Genomic DNA, 16,426 nt, shown 5'->3' with positions numbered 1-16,426 from the left:
CGCCCGCCAGGGTCTTCCGGTGCACCGGTGGGGCGCGTTAGGGTCCCCGAGGCTTGTGTGACCCGTGGTGCCCGACCCGTCCATGAGAGAAGGGCCCGCGTATGCGTTTGCGTCCGACGTCCGTGCTGCTTGCCGCCGTCCTGGCGGTCGGCGGCGCCACTCCCGCCCTCGCGGCGCCCGCCGCGTCGCCACCCGAGCTCGTGAAGGACCCCACCTCTTACGTGGACCCCCTGATCGGCACCGCGAACGCCGGCAACGTCTTCCCCGGTGCCGTCGTGCCGTTCGGCATGCTCTCCTGGAGCCCCGAGACCACCCGTGGAGACGCCACCCGCACCACGGCCCCCGGCGGCTACCACTACGACACCCCCCGCGTGCGGGGCTTCAGCCTCACCCACATGTCGGGCACCGGATGTGCGGGCGGCAGCGGCGACATCCCGTTCCTCCCGTTCGCCGGGGAGGTCACCTCGTCGCCCGCCGCGGACACCAAGGACGCGGTGTACGCCGCGGACTTCAAGCACACCGACGAGACCGCCGAGCCCGGGCACTACAAGGTGGGCCTGTCCTCCGGCGTGACGGCGGACCTGACGGCCACCACCCGCACCGGTTCCGGCCGCTTCACCTTTCCGGCGGACAAGCCCGCCTCGATGCTGATCCGCACCGCCAACTCCGAGGTGGGCGCGACCGATTCCACGGTGAGGATCGACCCGAAGACGCGCACCGTCTCCGGTTCGGTCACCTCGGGGAACTTCTGCGGCTACATCGACCCCGAGGGCCGGCGCCCCTACTACACCCTCTACTTCACCGCCCGCTTCGACCGCTCCTTCAAGGAGACCGGCACCTGGCAGGACGACAAGATCACCCCCGGTTCCACCAGTGCCTCCGGCGGCACCGGCGGCTTCGCCGACGGCGGGTTCCCGGTGGCCGGCAAGGGCGCCGGCGGCTGGGTGGAGTTCGCGCCGGGCACCGGACCGGTGAACGTCAAGGTCGGCATCTCCTACGTCAGCCAGGCCGGCGCCGAGGCCAACCTCGCCGCGGAGAACCCGGGGAACCGGTCCTTCGACTCGGTGCGGGAGGCGGCCCGCCGCGCCTGGCGCGACCGGCTGAAGGCGATCAAGGTGGGCGGTGGTACGGACGCCGAGCGCACCACCTTCTACACCGCCCTCTACCACGCGATGATCCACCCCAATGTCATCAGCGACGCCGACCGCAGGTACCGCGGCAGCGACGGCGAGGTCCACACCGTCGGGCGCGGCCACGACGCCCAGTACGGGACCTTCTCCGGGTGGGACGTCTACCGCTCGCAGGTGCAGCTGGTCACCCTGCTGAACCCGCGCACGGGCTCGGACATCGCCCAGTCCCTGTACGAGCTCGCCCGGCAGAACGGCGGCGTCTGGGACCGCTGGCTGCACGGCGCCTCCGGTACGCACGTCATGAACGGCGATCCGTCGCCCGCCGCGCTCGCCGGGATCCGGGCCTTCGGCGGCAAGGACTTCGACCTGCGCGGCGCGCTGGACTCCCTGGTGAAGGCGGCGACCGTTCCGACCGAACGCGACCTGTCGCCGGCGGGCAAGCCGGTCCTCTCCGTCGGCCAGCGCCCGTCCCTGGACAAGTACCTGAAGCTGCACTACATGCCGTCCGTCTCCAACGCCTGGGGCGGCGCCGCCGAGACGCTGGAGATGTCGGGCGCCGACTTCGCCCTCTCCCAGCTCGCCACGGCCGCTGGTGACAAGCGCACCGCCGCCGACTTCGCCAAGCGCTCGCAGTGGTGGCAGAACAACTTCAACATCGCCGCCGACCCCAGCGGCGGCTACATCGCCGACCGCGCGGCGGAAGGCAGCTGGGTCACCGGGTTCACGCCCGCCACCGACAACGGCTTCGTCGAGGGCACCGCAGCCCAGTACACCTGGATGGTCCAGCACAACCCGGCCGGGCTGTTCGCCGCGATGGGCGGACGCGACAAGGCCCTCGCCCGGCTGGACTCCTTCTTCCACAACGCGGACGGCAGCTGGGCCTTCACCGGCAGCGGCGGCGCCAAGTCGGCGATGGACAACGAGCCGTCGATCAACGTGCCCTACCTGTACGCCTACGCCGGCCGGCCCTACAAGACGCAGGAGACCGTCCGGGCCGCGATGAGCGTCCTGTGGTCCACGAAGCCGGGCGGCATCCCCGGCAACGACGACCTCGGCGCGATGTCGTCCTGGTACGTCTTCTCGGCGCTCGGCATGTACCCGCAGGTGCCCTCCCGCGCCGAACTCGTCCTCGCCTCACCGCTGTTCCCGCGAATCGAGATCGACCGCCCCGCCGGGAACGACATCTCCATCCGCGCCGAGGGGGCGGCGGCCGACGCGCCGTACATCCGATCGCTGAAGGTCGACGGCCGTGCGAGCGACCGCCCGTGGCTGCCCGCCTCCTTCGTCGAGAACGGCGGCGAGCTCGACTACGAGCTCTCCCGTGCTGCCGACCCCGCCTGGGGTGCGGACGCTGCCGACGCGCCTCCCTCCTTCCGGGAGGGCGAGCAGCCGTACCAGATCGGCGTCGGCCCGACCTCGGCGACCATCGCGCCGGGCGGCAGCACCGAGATCGGCATCCGTGCCCTGGCCCTGAGCGGCGGCGCGGCGCCGCAGGTGCGCTTCCAGGTCACGGCGCCCGAAGGCGTCACCGCGTCCCCCGCCGAAGGCGTGTTCACCGGTGGCGAGCAGTCGATCACCCTGTCCACGGCCGAGGACGTCCGGCAGGGCTTCTACGACGCCAAGGTGACGGTGGCCTTCGGGGACACGTCCTATGAGCAGCCTCTGTCCTTGACGGTGGCCGCCCCCGGCTCGCTCGTCGCGGCGTACAACAGCAGGGGGATCTCGGACGACTCCGGCGACCACGCCGAGGCGAACTACGACGGCGGTGGCTGGAGCTACTCCCGCCAGGCCCTCGCGTCGGCCGGTCTCACCCCGGGCGCGCAGGGCAGTGTCACCGGTGGCCTCGCCTTCACCTGGCCGCAGTCTGCGGCGGGCCGTCCCGACAACGCCGCGGCGACCGGCCAGTCCATCGCCCTGCCCACGCCCGCCTCGCGGCTGTCGTTCGTCGGCAGCGCCGTCAACGGCGACCAGCAGGCGAGGGCGACCGTCACCTACGACGACGGCAGCACCGGCTCGGTCGACCTGTCCTTCACCGACTGGACGATGTACGGAGGCGGAAGCACCGTGCAGTTCGGCAACGAGGTCGTCGCCAGGACCGACTACCGCAACAAGGTCGGAGAGGACAAGGACCCGGTGGCGACGTACGTCTTCGCCACCAAGCCCTTCGCCGCACCGGAGGGCAGGACCATCACCCGTGTGAAGCTTCCCGACAACGTGAACCTGCACGTCTTCACCCTCGCGGTGAGCTGATCGCACACACCCCCGGGGCGGGCGCGGAGCTGACTCCGCGCCCGCCCTTCGTGCTGCCCGAGGACGCCCGGCGTCAGCAGCGCATAAAGTGGCGCACCTCATACGATCAATTCCCGGCGGCCCGGAACCCTTTTCCCTGAATTTCCGTCCCCCATGCCTATTGCGAATTCTTTGTGTTCGCATTGCCTCTTATGAACGCGGCGGGCGCGAGGATATTCCCGAGTCGTTTCACCAGGGCTCGATCGGTATTCCCCGCTCCGCCGCGGTGACCTCCCCGACGGCACCGCCGAATCGGTCGCACCCCGCACGGGAGCCGGTACGGCCCTGCTCATAGGGCGGGCCACGCGAAGGAGAAAGCACGTTGGGTCGTTACCTACTGCGCCGCCTCGGCAACTACGTGATCCTGGTGTTCATCGCGGCCAGCGCGACGTACTTTCTCGCGTCCCTCACGCTCCACCCCGACATCAACTACCTGTCGAAGAACCCCCGGCCGCCGCTGCACTCGATCTACACGATCCTGCGCGGCTACAACCTCGATCCGCACACTCCCGTGTACCTCCGTTACTGGCGCTGGCTGACCGGGATCGTGCTGCACGGCGACTTCGGCAAGACCTACGACGGCGCCTCGGTGAACACCGAACTGGGCCGCCGGGTCCTGGTGAGCACCGAGCTGCTCTTCGTCGCGACCGTCCTCGGAGCCGTCGGCGGCGTGGCGGTGGGCGCGTGGAACGCGCTGCGGCAGTACCGGCCGTCCGACCGGGTGTCGACGATCCTCTCCTACGTCCTGCTGGCCACCCCGGTCGTGGTGATCGCGGTCGGCCTGCGGACCCTGGACACGGCGAGCGGCAGCGGTCCGCTGGTGCAGTACATCGGGATGTACGACCCGAAGGTGCACGGCGCCGCCTCCGTCATCCTCAACAACCTCGAGCACCTGGTGCTGCCCACCCTGACCCTGCTCCTCACCCAGATCCCGTTCTTCAGCCGCTACCAGCGCAGCACCATGCTGGACGTCCTGGGCAGCGACTTCCTGCGGACAGCCCGGGCCAAGGGGCTGCGGCGGCGCCAGGCGGTCCTGCGGCACGGACTGCGCACCGCGGTCATCCCGGTGATGCCGCTGGTCGTCTACAACGTCGTGCTGCTGTTCACCGGCGCCACCTTCACCGAGGAGATCTATGGCTGGCACGGGATGGGGGAGTGGCTGGTCAACTCCATCACCAGCAACGACGTCAACGCGGTCGCCGCCGTCGCGATCTTCACCGCCGTGATCGTCCTGATCGCGGGACTGCTCTCCGACCTCGTCTACGCGGCGCTCGACCCTCGGGTCCGCACCTGAGAAGGCCCATGTCGACCCAGGTGAACGACCGCGACGCACGACCCGAGGAGACACCCTCATGACCACCCCCGCACCCGGCGCCGGCACGGCGGCGCCATCCCGGAGCCGCGGCCGCGGCGCGCTGATCCTCGCCCGCTTCGCCCGCAACCGGCTGGCCCTGGTGGGCATCGCCCTGGTGGTCGCCCTGGTGCTGCTCGCGTACGCCGTACCGCCGTTCCTCCACTGGACGTACCACGACAACGACTTCTCCAGCCTCGGCACCGGGCCCAGTGCCGCACACTGGTTCGGCACCACGCACTCGGGCCAGGACCTGTTCGCACTCACCCTGCGGGGCCTGCAGAAGTCACTGGTCGTCGGACTCGTCGGCGGACCGCTCACGACGCTCATCGCCGCCGTGGTCGGCGCCTCGGCCGGCTACTTCGGCGGCTGGACCGACCGCGTGCTGATGTGGTTCCTCGACCTGATGCTGGTGATCCCGGCGTTCCTGCTGCTCGCCGTCCTCTCACCGGCCTTCCAGCACGGGACCTGGCTCTTCTTCGTGGTCCTGCTCGCGGCGTTCGGCTGGATGATCACCGGCCGGGTGGTGCGCAGCATGACGCAGACCCTGCGGGAACGGGAGTACGTCCTGGCCGCCCGCTACATGGGGGTGCATCCGCTCGCCATCATCTTCCGGCACATCCTCCCCAACGCGGCCTCCATCCTCATCATCGACGCGACGGTCCAGGTCGGCGCGATCGTGCTCGGCGAGACCTCGCTGTCCTACTTCGGGTTCGGCATCCAGGCGCCCGACGTCTCGCTCGGCACGCTCATCGCCGCCGGGACCCCGGACGCCAACACCTCCCCGTGGCTGTTCTTCTTCCCCGCCGCCTTCCTCGTCCTGATCGGCCTCGCCGTCGCCTTCATCGGCGACGGCCTGCGGGACGCCTTCGACCCCACGGCACGCGGAGCGAAGTCCCGCCGGCGGACCCGGCCGGCGGCGCCCCGCTCCCGCCACGCGCGGACCTCCCGCGCCCCCCGCCGCCCGTCCACCGCCGCGGCCGTCCCGGCGGCTCCGGCGAAGGAAGGAGTCACCCCGTGACCGACCCCACCGCCGTCCCTGGAGGCGCCTCCCCGCGACCGGCCGCGGACAGCCCGGTGCTGACCGTGCGCGACCTGCGGGTGTCCTTTCCCGGCGAGGCCGGACGGGTGCAGGCCGTCCGGGGCGTGGACTTGGTGCTCCGCGCCGGCGAGACCCTCGCCGTGGTCGGCGAGTCCGGCTCCGGCAAGTCCGTCACCGCCACCGCCGTGCTCGGCCTGCTCCCCGACGACGCCGAGGTCACCGGCTCCGTACGCCTCAAGGACCGCGAGCTGCTCGGGCTGTCGGACCGCCAGATGTCCGGCATCCGCGGCCGTGACATCGGGATGGTCTTCCAGGACCCGCTGTCCGCGCTCACCCCCGTCTTCTCCGTCGGCGCGCAACTGGTGGAGGCCCTGCGGATCCACCAGGACCTGACCTCCGCCCAGGCCCGGACACGCGGCATCGAACTGCTGGAGCTGGTGGGCATCCCCGACCCGAAGCGGCGGATGGACGCCTTCCCGCACGAGTTCTCCGGCGGTATGCGCCAACGGGCGGTGATCGCCATGGCCATCGCCAACGACCCCGAGGTGATCATCGCTGACGAGCCCACCACGGCTCTCGACGTCACCATCCAGGCGCAGGTGCTGGAGGTCCTGAAGAAGGCCCAGGAGGTCACCGGAGCGGCGATCCTGATGATCACCCACGACCTCGGGGTGGTGGCCGGGATGGCCGACCGGGTGGTCGTCATGTACGCCGGCAAGCCGGTGGAGACGGGCACCGCCGACGAGCTGTTCACCGCGCCCCGCATGCCCTACACCATCGGCCTGCTCGGCTCGGTGCCGCGACTGGACTCAGGCGAGCGGACGGCGCTGACCCCCATCGAGGGCACACCGCCGTCCATGGTGGACCTGCCGGCCGGCTGCCCCTTCGCGGCGCGCTGCCCGGTGGCCGTGGACCGCTGCCGCACCGAGGAGCCGGTGCTGCTGGCCGTCGGGACCGGCTCCGGGCACAGCACCGCCTGCCACCGCGGACAGGAGATCGACACCCCCGGCGGCATCCCGTCCCAGGGCATGTTCCCCACTCCCGCCGTCCCCGCGCGGCAGGTCGAACTGCCGCGCGCCGAGCGCCCCGAGGTCCTGCGGGTCACGGGCCTCACCAAGCACTTCCCGCTCCTCAAGGGCTCGGTGTTCAAGCACCGCGTGGGCACGGTGCGCGCCGTCGACGGTGTGGACTTCGACATCCGGCAGGGCGAGACGCTCGCGCTGGTCGGCGAGTCCGGCTGCGGCAAGACCACCACCATGCTGCAGATCCTCGACCTCGCCGCCCGGCGCTCCGGCACCGTCGCCGTCCTCGGCAGGGACGTCGGGGAACTGGACCGCCGGGCACGGCGGGAGCTGCGCCGGGACCTCCAGGTGGTCTTCCAGGACCCGATGGCGTCGCTGGACTCCCGCATGCCGGTCGGCGACATCCTGGCAGAACCGCTGCGCACCCACGGCTGGGACCGGGCACGCATCGCCGAGCGCGTCCCCGAACTGCTCCGCCTCGTCGGCCTGCTGCCCGAGCACGCCGAGCGCTACCCCGCCGAGTTCTCCGGCGGCCAGAGGCAGCGGATCGGCATCGCGCGGGCGCTGGCCCTGGACCCCAAGCTGGTCGTGCTCGACGAACCGGTGTCCGCGCTCGACGTCTCGATCCAGGCCGGAGTGATCAACCTGCTCGACGAACTGCAGGCCGAACTCGGCCTGAGCTACCTGTTCATCGCGCACGACCTGTCGGTCATCCGGCACATCGCCGACCGCGTCGCCGTCATGTACCTCGGCCGCATCGTCGAGGCCGGCGACGTCGAGGAGGTCTTCGCCCGCCCCGCCCACCCCTACACCCAGGCGCTGCTGTCCGCCGTGCCGCTGCCCGACCCCGCCAAGGAGCGGCAGCGCAGGCGCATCATCCTCCAGGGCGACCTCCCCAGTCCCGCGGAGACCCCCTCGGGATGCCGGTTCCGCACCCGCTGCCCCAAGTACCTGCACCTCGCGCCGGCCGAGTCCCAGCGGTGCGACACCGAGGACCCCGCCGCCGGGGCCCTGGGAGAGGACCACGCCGCCGCCTGCCACTACGCGGCCGCCCTGGAGGTCCTGTGACGCGCCCCCGCCCCGTGACACGCCCGCCGCGTTCCCCGGCCGCACCCACCCGGCCCGGCCCGGCCCCCGACCCGCGCTTCCCACACCGCCCCCAACGCCCACAAGGAGAATCCAGGTGAACCGAAAGTCCGCAAGGCTGGCCACGGCAGTCGTGGTGTCCGCGGGTCTCCTCGCCGGCGCCACCGCGTGCGGCGCCTCCAAGGGCGACGCGAACGCGTCGGCGCCGAAGGCCCCGCCCAAGGCGACGCTCAACCAGATCAACCCCGTCGACCCCGCGAAGCTCCGGCAGGGCGGCACCCTCAACTTCCCCGTCGACGAGTACTCCACCCAGTGGAACAGCCTCAACGCGGCCTCGCAGAACACCGTAGCCGTCACCACGACCATGGCTCCCCTGCTGCCGTCGCTCTTCCATAGCACCCCCGACAACAAGCAGACCCCCAACCCGAACTACCTCACCAAGGTGACCACCGCCCTCAAGCACGGCAAGCAGGTCACCACCTACGTGATCAACCCCAAGGCGCGGTGGTCCGACGGAACCCCCATCACCTGGAAGGACTTCCGGGCGGACTGGGTGGCGCAGAACGGCAAGAACCCCGGGTACACACCCGTCGGCACCACCGGCTACGAGGAGATCTCCTCCGTCACGCAGGGCAGCGACGCCCGGCACGTCGTCGTCACCTATGGCACGCCGTATTCCGAGTGGCGGACGCTGTTCTCGCCGCTGTACCCCGCGTCGCAGATCGACACCCCGCACAAGTTCGACACCTCCTACAAGAACCACATCCCGGTCACGGCCGGTCCGTTCAAGGTGAGCAAGATGGACCCGACGACCAAGGTCGTCTCCGAGGTCCGCGACCCCGACTGGTGGGGCCCCAAGCCGGTGCTCGACGGCATCAACTTCCGTACTCTGGACGCCGCGTCGACCCCCGGCGCCTTCGCCTCGGGCGAGATCGACGTCGAGGACATCGGGCCGGACGTGGCCGCCTACAAGCAGGCGCAGAAGGTGCCGCACACCTCCATCCGGGTGGCGGGCGCCCCCAACCTGCGCCAGTTGGTCCTCAACGGCAAGAGCCCGCTGCTGAAGGACGAGAGGGTGCGCCAGGCCGTGTTCATGGCGCTGGACCGCGAGGCCATCGGCAAGGCCGACCTCAACGGCCTGCCCTTCCCGGCCAAGCCCCTCAACAACCACTTCCTGGTCAACAACGACGCCGCCTACCGCGACAACGCCGGCTCCATCGGCCGCTACGACCCCACCGCGGCGGCGAAGCGACTGGACGCGGCGGGCTGGAAGCTGCACGACGGCGTCCGGGAGAAGGACGGCAAGCCCCTGGCGCTGACGCTGGCGATCCCGTCCGGCACGCCCATCGCTGCCAACGAGGCGCAGCTGTTCACGGCCATGCTCAAGAACGTGGGCATCACCCTCCACACCGCGGTCAAGCCCAGCGACGACTTCTTCAACGACATCAGCGCCGGGAAGTTCGACCTCACGCTGTTCAGCGGCATCGGCGCCGTGCCGTTCTTCCCGCTGACCAACAGCGCGGCCTCCTTCGTCTCCCCGCAGCACGGGAACATCGGCCAGAACTACTCGCGCATCGGCACCGCCGCCATCGACGCCGACATGCGCAAGGCGGGCACCGAGGTCGACCACTCCGCCTACCTCGCCGACCTCAACGCCGCCGACACCGCGCTGTGGAAGCTCGCCGCGGACCTGCCGCTGTACCAGCGCCCGCAGATCGTCGCGGCCAAGTCCGACGTGGCCAACTACGGGGCCTTCGGTTTCCAGGACACCGACTGGTCCCGGGTCGGATTCACCAGCTGACCCCCCGAAACCACGGCGCGGGAGGACGACCCCCCTCCCCAACACCTCCCGCGCCGTGTCGGCACCTGACCCGAGCCGACAACGCACAAGGCCCTTGCCCCCGGTATCGCACCGGGAGCAAGGGCCTTGTGTCCGTTCGAGCCGTCGGCTACCTGACGCCGAACGCCCGGATCACGGTCTGGCTGACGCTGTTGCCCTCGGCGTCCCGGGCCGTCGCCCGCAGACTGGTGAAGCGGGCCTTGGACGGCGCTTCGAGCTGCGCCTTCCAGTCGCCGCCCGACTGCCGCAGCGTCACCTTGCGCCAGGTGGCGCCGTCGTCGTACGACACCTCGAGGGTCGCCGTGCGGACCGCGCCCGCGCCTGCCGCGCCCTGCAGATGGGAGGCGGTGACCGTCAGCCCGGTGCGGCGGGCCGCCTTGCCGGACAGGTCGGTGTCCACCGCGTAGTCGAGCTGCAACAACGGCAGGGGAGTGATGTGGTCGTAGTCCGTCGTGCTCGAGGTGAACCCCCACTCGGTGCGGGTACGCGTCGAATACGGGCGGTCCGGCAGGTTGCGCTGGCCCTCCAGCACGATCCGGTAGGGCTGCGGGTCGGGCGACAGCCCCTCGGCGTTGACGTACCCCTCGTTGTAGGCCTCCCCGAGCAGCTCGTCGCCCTGGTACAGCGAGATCTTCGACGTGTCGCCGTCGGCCCAGACGATGCCCGCGTGGCCGCCGGAGTCCCCCCAGGCGGGCAGGCTGGAGGTGTTGATGATGTCGCCGACCCGGAACGGAGCCGTCCACATGATGCCGTCATTGAGCACACGCGGGCGCTGGACCGGGGCGAACCAGGTCTCGCTGCTGGTGCTGCGCGGCTTGTACGTGCGCATCACGCCCCACAGGCCGAGGTCCCGCATGGCTGCCCCGGAGATCCAGCGGGCGTCCTCGCCTGCGGTGACCCACGACGTGAGGGTGCCCTGGGCCGCGACCGGCGTCGGCTGTCCGTCCATGCGCCCGTCGAAGTAGAGCGAGACATCCGCGCGGGATGCCAAGGCCTCACCCTGCGTGGTGTTGCGGAACGACTCGTCGATGCGGGCCAGGTCGCCCGGGCCGGGCCGGTAGGACGGGTCCTGCGGTACCGAACCGTCGTGGTGGCGGATCAGGTCGTAGAGGTACGCCGGGTGCGGGTGCGACACGACCTTCAGCGTCGCGGTGCCGGGCTTGCGGAGCCGGGTCAGCAGGCGTGCGCTGTCGTCGGCGCCGAGCGAGGCCACCGGCAGGGGGGCGCCTTCGGACAGGTCGGCCCACGGGTCGTACTTCCCGTAGCCGTCGCCCAGGATCAGCAGCTGCCGCGCACCGGCCTTCGCCGCGGCCGCTGCCTGGTCAGGGGCGGACACGGTGTCGCTGCGGCGCACGACCGCCACCTGGCCGCGCACCGCGACCTCGCGGAAGTCCGCGGCCGAGCCGTCGGCCGCCCAGACCGCGTGGTAGGTGCCCTTGCCGTCCGGCAGGGCGGGGGACTGGCTTGGGATGGTGACGTCGCCGTAGGTCTCCGGGCCGGAGGAGAACGTCAGCGGCGGCTGGATCTGCCGCCAGCGGGTCGCGAAGTGGTATTCGCCCTCGGTCACCTTCGGTGTCGGGGTCACCCAGAGGCTGTCGTAGCGCCAGTACTCCGGCATGTAGCTGTCCAGGAACGGGAACAGGTCGCCGTTGGTGCGGTACTGGTCCACCCGCATGAACTGGTTGGCCGTCGCCTGCGGGGTGACGGCCGCCGCCTTGCGCAGCTTCGCGGCGTCGAAGTGGACGGTGCGGTCGCTGTCGAGGTCGATCTGCGGCGCCGAGAACATCGCGAAGCCGAGCGTGTGCGTGCCGTCGATGCCGGGCACGTCCGCGGTCATCCACGCCGAGTACGTGCTCGGGGGCAGACGCAGGTCGACACGGCCGGAGGCGTCGACGGCGACCGCCTTGGGCGGGGTGTCGCGCTTGACGTCCTTCAGGACGAGGGTGCCGGGCAGGGTTTTGCCGTGCCGGTCCTTGGCGATGACCGTCAGCACGGTCCGCCGGCCCTCCTTGTTCACCCCGACCGAGGTGCGGGCCAGGGGCGTGCCGTCGGTGCCGGTTGCGACGAGCCGGGTGGTGTAGGCCCCGTCGTCCTCCGCGGCGTCGAGGTGGGTGATCACCCCGACCGTGGCGGTGCCGTGCGCGGGCACGGTCAGCCGCGAGTCGCTGAGGGTGAACAGGCCCTCGGGCAGCGGTCCCGCGCTGAGCGCCAGGTCCATGGTGACCGGTTCGGCGCCGGAGTTGGTGTAGGTGACGTCCTTGCGGACGGTCTGGCCCGGCGTGTACGGGTAGTGGGTCTGCGCGAACGCGTCACCGGAGGCGACCAGCGTGGCCTTCACCGCGGCGGCGATGTCGACGCGACCGCTGCCGGCCTCGAAGGGGCTGGACCGCTGGGTGCTCGCCGTGGTGCTGACCAGGGCGTCCTTGAGCTGCTGGCCCGTCCAGTCCGGGTGCTTCGCCGCCAACAGGGCGGCGGCGCCCGCCACGTGCGGCGTCGCCATGGAGGTGCCGCTCATCGTCTGGTAGGCGCCCTCGCCCTCCGGCGCGTACTGCGAGCGCGCCGCCAGCACGTCCACACCCGGGCCGGTCAGATCGGGCTTGACGGCGTTGTCGCCCACGCGCGGACCGCGGCTGGAGAACGAGGCCAGCTGGTCCACGCCCTTGCCGGGCCCGTTCACCGCGCCCACCGTCAGCGCGGCGTCGGCGGCGCCGGGCGCGCTCACGGTGTAGGGCTCCGGGCCGGAGTTGCCCGCCGCGATGACGAACAGAGCTCCGGTCTCCTCGCTGAGCCGGTTCACGGCCTCGCTGAGCGGATCGGTGCCGTCGGTGGGCTCGTTGCCCAGGCTCATGCTGACGACCTTGGCGTGCTGGTCGCGGGCGGCCCACTCCATGCCGGCCAGGATCCAGGAGTCCTGGCCGCTGCCGGAGTCGTCCAGGACCTTGCCGATGTGCAGCGACGCGCCCGGGGCGACGCCCTTCTCGGTGCCACCGGAGGCGGCGCCGGTCCCGGCGATGGTGGAGGCGACGTGGGTGCCGTGGCCGTTGCGGTCCGTGACGTCCAGTCCGGGCACGAAGCTCTGCGCCTCGGCTATCCGGCCGGCGAAGTCAGGGTGCGCGGCGTCGATGCCGGTGTCCAGCACGGCGACGTCCACGCCCTGCCCGGTGTCCCCGCCGCTCCAGACATCCGGGGCGCCGATCTGCGCCGTCGTGTCGGACAGCGTGGCCTTGACCTTGCCGTCCAGCCACACCTTCGCGATGCCCCCGGCCAGCGTGCCGCCGGCCGCCGCCTCGGCGGCCCTGGTGGCCTTCGCCTCGGCGCCCCCCGTCAGGGAGGACCAGAAGTCGGCGGCCCGCTCGTGGTCGGCGGAGAACGCCGCGCCCTGGATGCTGCTGAGGGTCAGTGTCCTGCGCGCGCCCTGCGGGGCCTTCGCGCTGCGGGAGAGAGCGGCGGCGTCGGTGTAGGTGACGATGAGCGGCAGCCGGTCGCTGCGAGCGTCGTCGTAGCCGTCCGCCAGCAGGGCGGTGACGTTGAAGAGTTTCTCGTCGAGCGCTCCTGACGCCACGTAGGGCACCGCGGCATCGGGGTACACATAGGTGTCGGAGCCCACCGACATCACATGCGCGCCGGAGGGCTTGCCGTTGGGGCCGGTGACCGAAGTGACGGACTCGGTGCGGCCGTTCCCGGCCACCGTGACCTTGTCACCGGTGATCAGCGTGACGGTGCGCATGGTCGTAGGCGCGGCACCGGCCGTGCCGGGGGACGGGGGCGTCGCCGACGGGTCGGCCGAGGCGGCCGGTCCGGTGGCCGTCAGCACCACCAGGGCGGCGACGGCGGCCGTCAGCCCGCGTCTGCGGGAGGAAGACATGTGCACGGAAACCTCGTTGAACAATTGCTGTGGAAGCGGTTGAACGCAATCAGCCACTTACCGCTGTCCCCTGTAAAGGCACCCCATTGGCACTTCTGTGCCATGTCCGAAACTGGACACGGCGCAAACCGGTGCAATGCTTGGCAAGCCTGAGGTACCGCACGGCGCGGGGGTCGACACGCCCCCGGAAACCGGCGAGTCTGCTGGCGCTGTGCCGGATGGCCTGCTTCTTCCCCCGAGATGGAGAACGATGACGGACGCAGACGCGCCCTTGGAGTTGATCGGCCTCGACGCGGGGGCGGCGACCGTCTACCGTGATCTGCTGGCACGAGGTGGCGGCACGGTCGACGACGTCACGGCGGCGTTCGGGCTGGGCACCGGACAGGCCCTGGCGCTCATGGAACGACTGCACCACTCCGGACTTCTCAGCCGTCGCTCCTCCGGTGAGTACCTGACGGTGGATCCTCGGCACGCGCTGCGGGCGCCGGTGCTGTCGCGCGAACGCCACTGGCGGCCGTCCGGGCGGCCACCGGGCCGCTCGGCGCGCTGTTCGACGAGGCCAGGCGGTCGAGCAGCGGCGAACCGGCGACGCGGATGATCAGCGGCCCGGAGGAGGTCGGGGACTGCTACTACCGCCTGAAGCAGGCCGCCCGGCAGGAGTTCTGCGCCCTGGACCGCCCGCCCTTCCTGCTCGCCCCGAACGAGGCACTCGACGAGGCCGCCATCGGCGCGGCGTACGGGTGCGGGTGGTCTACGCGGCCGCCAGCTTCGACGAGGGCTGCGGCTGGCAGGAGTTGGGCAGCCTCGTCTCCCGTGGCGAGGAGGCCAGGGTCGTGCCCGCGCTGCCCATCAAACTGGCGATGGGGGACCGCACGGCGGCGTTGGTGTCGCTGAGCCTGGAGGCCGGCGGCTACGAATGCCTCTACACCGAGTCGCCGCCCTTGCTGGAGGCCCTGACCGAACTCTTCGAGCGCTACTGGAGCGGCGCGCCCGCGCTGAGCGCGCCGGGCTCGTCGCCGTCGACGCCGGCGCCGGCGCCGCGGCCGGCCACCTCGGGGGACCAGGTGCGCGAACCCACCGACGAGGAGCGGAGCCTGCTCGCCCTCTTCGCCGCCGGGGTGAAGGACGACGCCATCGCCCGCCAACTCGGCGTCTCCACGCGCACCCTGCGCCGGAGGATCCAGGCCCTGTACGCGGAACTGGGCACCACCAACCGGTTCGGCGCCGGCGTCGCGGCGGCCCGGCGCAACTGGGTGTGAGCCCCCGGGGGGAGTCGGCCGGTCCGGCACAGTGCCCGTGTTCCCGGCAGGCGGCACCCCCTGTCGCGGGAACCGGAACGGCGGCCGCGGCGTCGTGCCCAGGACGAACGATCACGACGCGTGGAGAAGGAGCCCGGGCATGGCGGCTGCGGCCACTCGCCATCTGTACCTGGTGCGGCACGGGGAGGCCCTGCCGGACGAGAGCGGGCTGTCGGACGACGGCCGCCGCCAGGCGGCCGCGCTCGGCCGCCGACTGGCCGAGCACCCGATATCCGTGATCCACCACGGCCCGTTGCCCAGGGCCGCACAGACCGCCGCCCTGATCGGGGAGCACCTGCCCGCCGCCCCCCGGTGCGTCGCGGCGACCGCCGGCGACTACGTTCCCTACGTCCCGCGGCGGGAGGAACTGCCGCCGGACAGCGCCGAGCGCCTGCTGCGCTTCCTCGAGGGCGCCACGGAGCAGGAGCGCGCCCTCGGACCGTCGCTGGCCCGGCGCGCGCTGGAGCAGTTCACCGGCCCGGCCGAGGGCGACGAGGAGCGGCACGAAGTGCTCGTCACCCACAACTTCCTGGTCGGCTGGCTGGTGAGCCATGCCATGGACGCCCCTCCGTGGCGCTGGCTCTCGGTGCAGCAGGCCAATGCGGCCCTCACCGTCATCCGCTACACGCCGGGGCGGCCCGTCACGGTCCTGGTCCACAACGACATGAGGCATCTGCCGGCGGAGCTGCGCTGGACCGGTTTCCCGCCCGGTGCGCGGATCTGAGACCGCGACCGGGCGCCAGGTCGGCCGGTGAGCCGGGTCAGCGGGCGTCGCCGGTGGCCGGGTCGACGTGGACCTCGTGCTCGACGCCGTCCTGTTGGATCTCGACCTCCCAGCGGCGGGTGTCGTCGTCGAGGGACACGGCGGTGACCGTACCCGGCCGGGCGTCGGCGGCCGCCTTCGCCGCCTCCACGAGGTCGGTGCGGGAGCCGCGCAGCGCGTCACGGGCCTCGTCGGCGTTCCGCTGGTCCTGCTCCTCGCGGGTGGCGAGGACCGTGCCTTCCGCGGCGTCGATCGTCACGTCGTGCCAGGTTCCGTCCTCGGCGAGCGTCTCGACCTCCCAGGTGGTGCGTCCGCGGTCCTCGTCGAGTTCGGCCGACACCACGGTGCCCGGAGCCTCGGCCCGTGCCGCGCCGACCGCGTCGGTCAGGCTCACCGTGCGGGCGCCGCCGTCGCGGGCCCCGGCGTCAGCGGCGCCGCGGTCGTCGTCACGGGCGCCGTCGTCGTCGCGCTCGTCGTCGCGCTCGTTGTCGCGGTCGGCGCCCCGGTCGTCGGCGGCCACGGCGGCCGGCTGCCGGCGCTCCTCGTCGTCCGCCATGGCGGTCGCCGCGACGCCTCCTGCTCCGGCCAGGACGGCGACGGCGGCCGCGGTGGCGATCAGCGTCTTGCGCCTCATGATGGTGTTCCTTCCGTGAGGGGATCCGGCGAACCCCACCCTCGCGCTCCGTACCTGAAGCCACGCTGAAGGATCCTGAAGGAATCCTCAGGATCGTTTTGGCACC

The 16,426-nt window shown here is 71.7% G+C and carries 10 protein-coding genes; 8 read left to right on the top strand and 2 right to left on the bottom strand.

Annotation, left to right across the window (positions count from 1 at the left end):
* The first annotated feature begins 101 nt into the window (after window positions 1-101).
* The 5 genes from ACRWND_RS02130 to ACRWND_RS02110 all read left to right on the top strand — a co-directional run bounded on the left by ACRWND_RS02130 (window position 102) and on the right by ACRWND_RS02110 (window position 9,721).
* On the top strand, window positions 102-3,380 hold the full coding sequence (locus tag ACRWND_RS02130) for a GH92 family glycosyl hydrolase (RefSeq protein ID WP_431945207.1): 3,279 nt from the start codon (window positions 102-104) through the stop codon (window positions 3,378-3,380).
* 361 nt (window positions 3,381-3,741) lie between these two features.
* Window positions 3,742-4,713 (top strand): ABC transporter permease, encoded by a 972-nt coding sequence (locus ACRWND_RS02125; RefSeq protein ID WP_431945205.1) that lies wholly within the window; start codon window positions 3,742-3,744, stop codon window positions 4,711-4,713.
* 58 nt (window positions 4,714-4,771) lie between these two features.
* Complete coding sequence (locus ACRWND_RS02120; protein WP_431945203.1) at window positions 4,772-5,791, top strand: ABC transporter permease; 1,020 nt, start codon at window positions 4,772-4,774, stop codon at window positions 5,789-5,791.
* The gene (locus ACRWND_RS02115) at window positions 5,788-7,902 is read left to right on the top strand and encodes an ABC transporter ATP-binding protein (RefSeq protein ID WP_431945201.1); all 2,115 of its coding nucleotides are present in this window, start codon (window positions 5,788-5,790) and stop codon (window positions 7,900-7,902) included. Before ACRWND_RS02120 ends, ACRWND_RS02115 begins: the two co-directional genes overlap by 4 nt.
* A 115-nt stretch (window positions 7,903-8,017) precedes the next feature.
* Window positions 8,018-9,721 carry an ABC transporter family substrate-binding protein gene (locus ACRWND_RS02110; RefSeq protein ID WP_431945199.1) on the top strand — a complete coding sequence of 568 codons (1,704 nt, stop codon included), beginning with the start codon at window positions 8,018-8,020 and terminating at the stop codon, window positions 9,719-9,721.
* Window positions 9,722-9,869: 148 nt separating this feature from the next.
* Here the strand turns inward: ACRWND_RS02110 and ACRWND_RS02105 are convergent, their stop codons facing one another.
* Window positions 9,870-13,625, bottom strand: a complete 3,756-nt coding sequence (locus ACRWND_RS02105) for a S8 family serine peptidase (RefSeq protein ID WP_431945256.1) — start codon at window positions 13,623-13,625, stop codon at window positions 9,870-9,872.
* 250 nt (window positions 13,626-13,875) lie between these two features.
* Between ACRWND_RS02105 and ACRWND_RS02100 the strand changes: the two genes are divergently transcribed.
* The 3 genes from ACRWND_RS02100 to ACRWND_RS02090 all read left to right on the top strand — a co-directional run bounded on the left by ACRWND_RS02100 (window position 13,876) and on the right by ACRWND_RS02090 (window position 15,647).
* Entirely contained in the window at window positions 13,876-14,223 is a 348-nt protein-coding gene (locus tag ACRWND_RS02100; RefSeq protein WP_431945198.1) for a hypothetical protein, read from the top strand.
* 142 nt (window positions 14,224-14,365) lie between these two features.
* A complete protein-coding gene (locus ACRWND_RS02095; protein WP_431945196.1) occupies window positions 14,366-14,884 on the top strand; it encodes a hypothetical protein in 519 nt (172 codons plus the stop codon).
* 139 nt (window positions 14,885-15,023) lie between these two features.
* Window positions 15,024-15,647 (top strand): histidine phosphatase family protein, encoded by a 624-nt coding sequence (locus ACRWND_RS02090; protein ID WP_431945194.1) that lies wholly within the window; start codon window positions 15,024-15,026, stop codon window positions 15,645-15,647.
* A 37-nt stretch (window positions 15,648-15,684) separates the two neighbouring features.
* Here the strand turns inward: ACRWND_RS02090 and ACRWND_RS02085 are convergent, their stop codons facing one another.
* Window positions 15,685-16,320, bottom strand: a complete 636-nt coding sequence (locus ACRWND_RS02085; protein ID WP_431945192.1) for a PepSY domain-containing protein — start codon at window positions 16,318-16,320, stop codon at window positions 15,685-15,687.
* Between the last annotated feature and the right edge of the window lie 106 nt (window positions 16,321-16,426).

Source organism: Actinacidiphila sp. bgisy167 (genome assembly GCF_965342175.1).
Lineage (GTDB): Bacteria > Actinomycetota > Actinomycetes > Streptomycetales > Streptomycetaceae > Actinacidiphila.
Note: the sequence above shows the minus strand (reverse complement) of the source record. Positions and strands in the feature narration are given on the sequence as shown.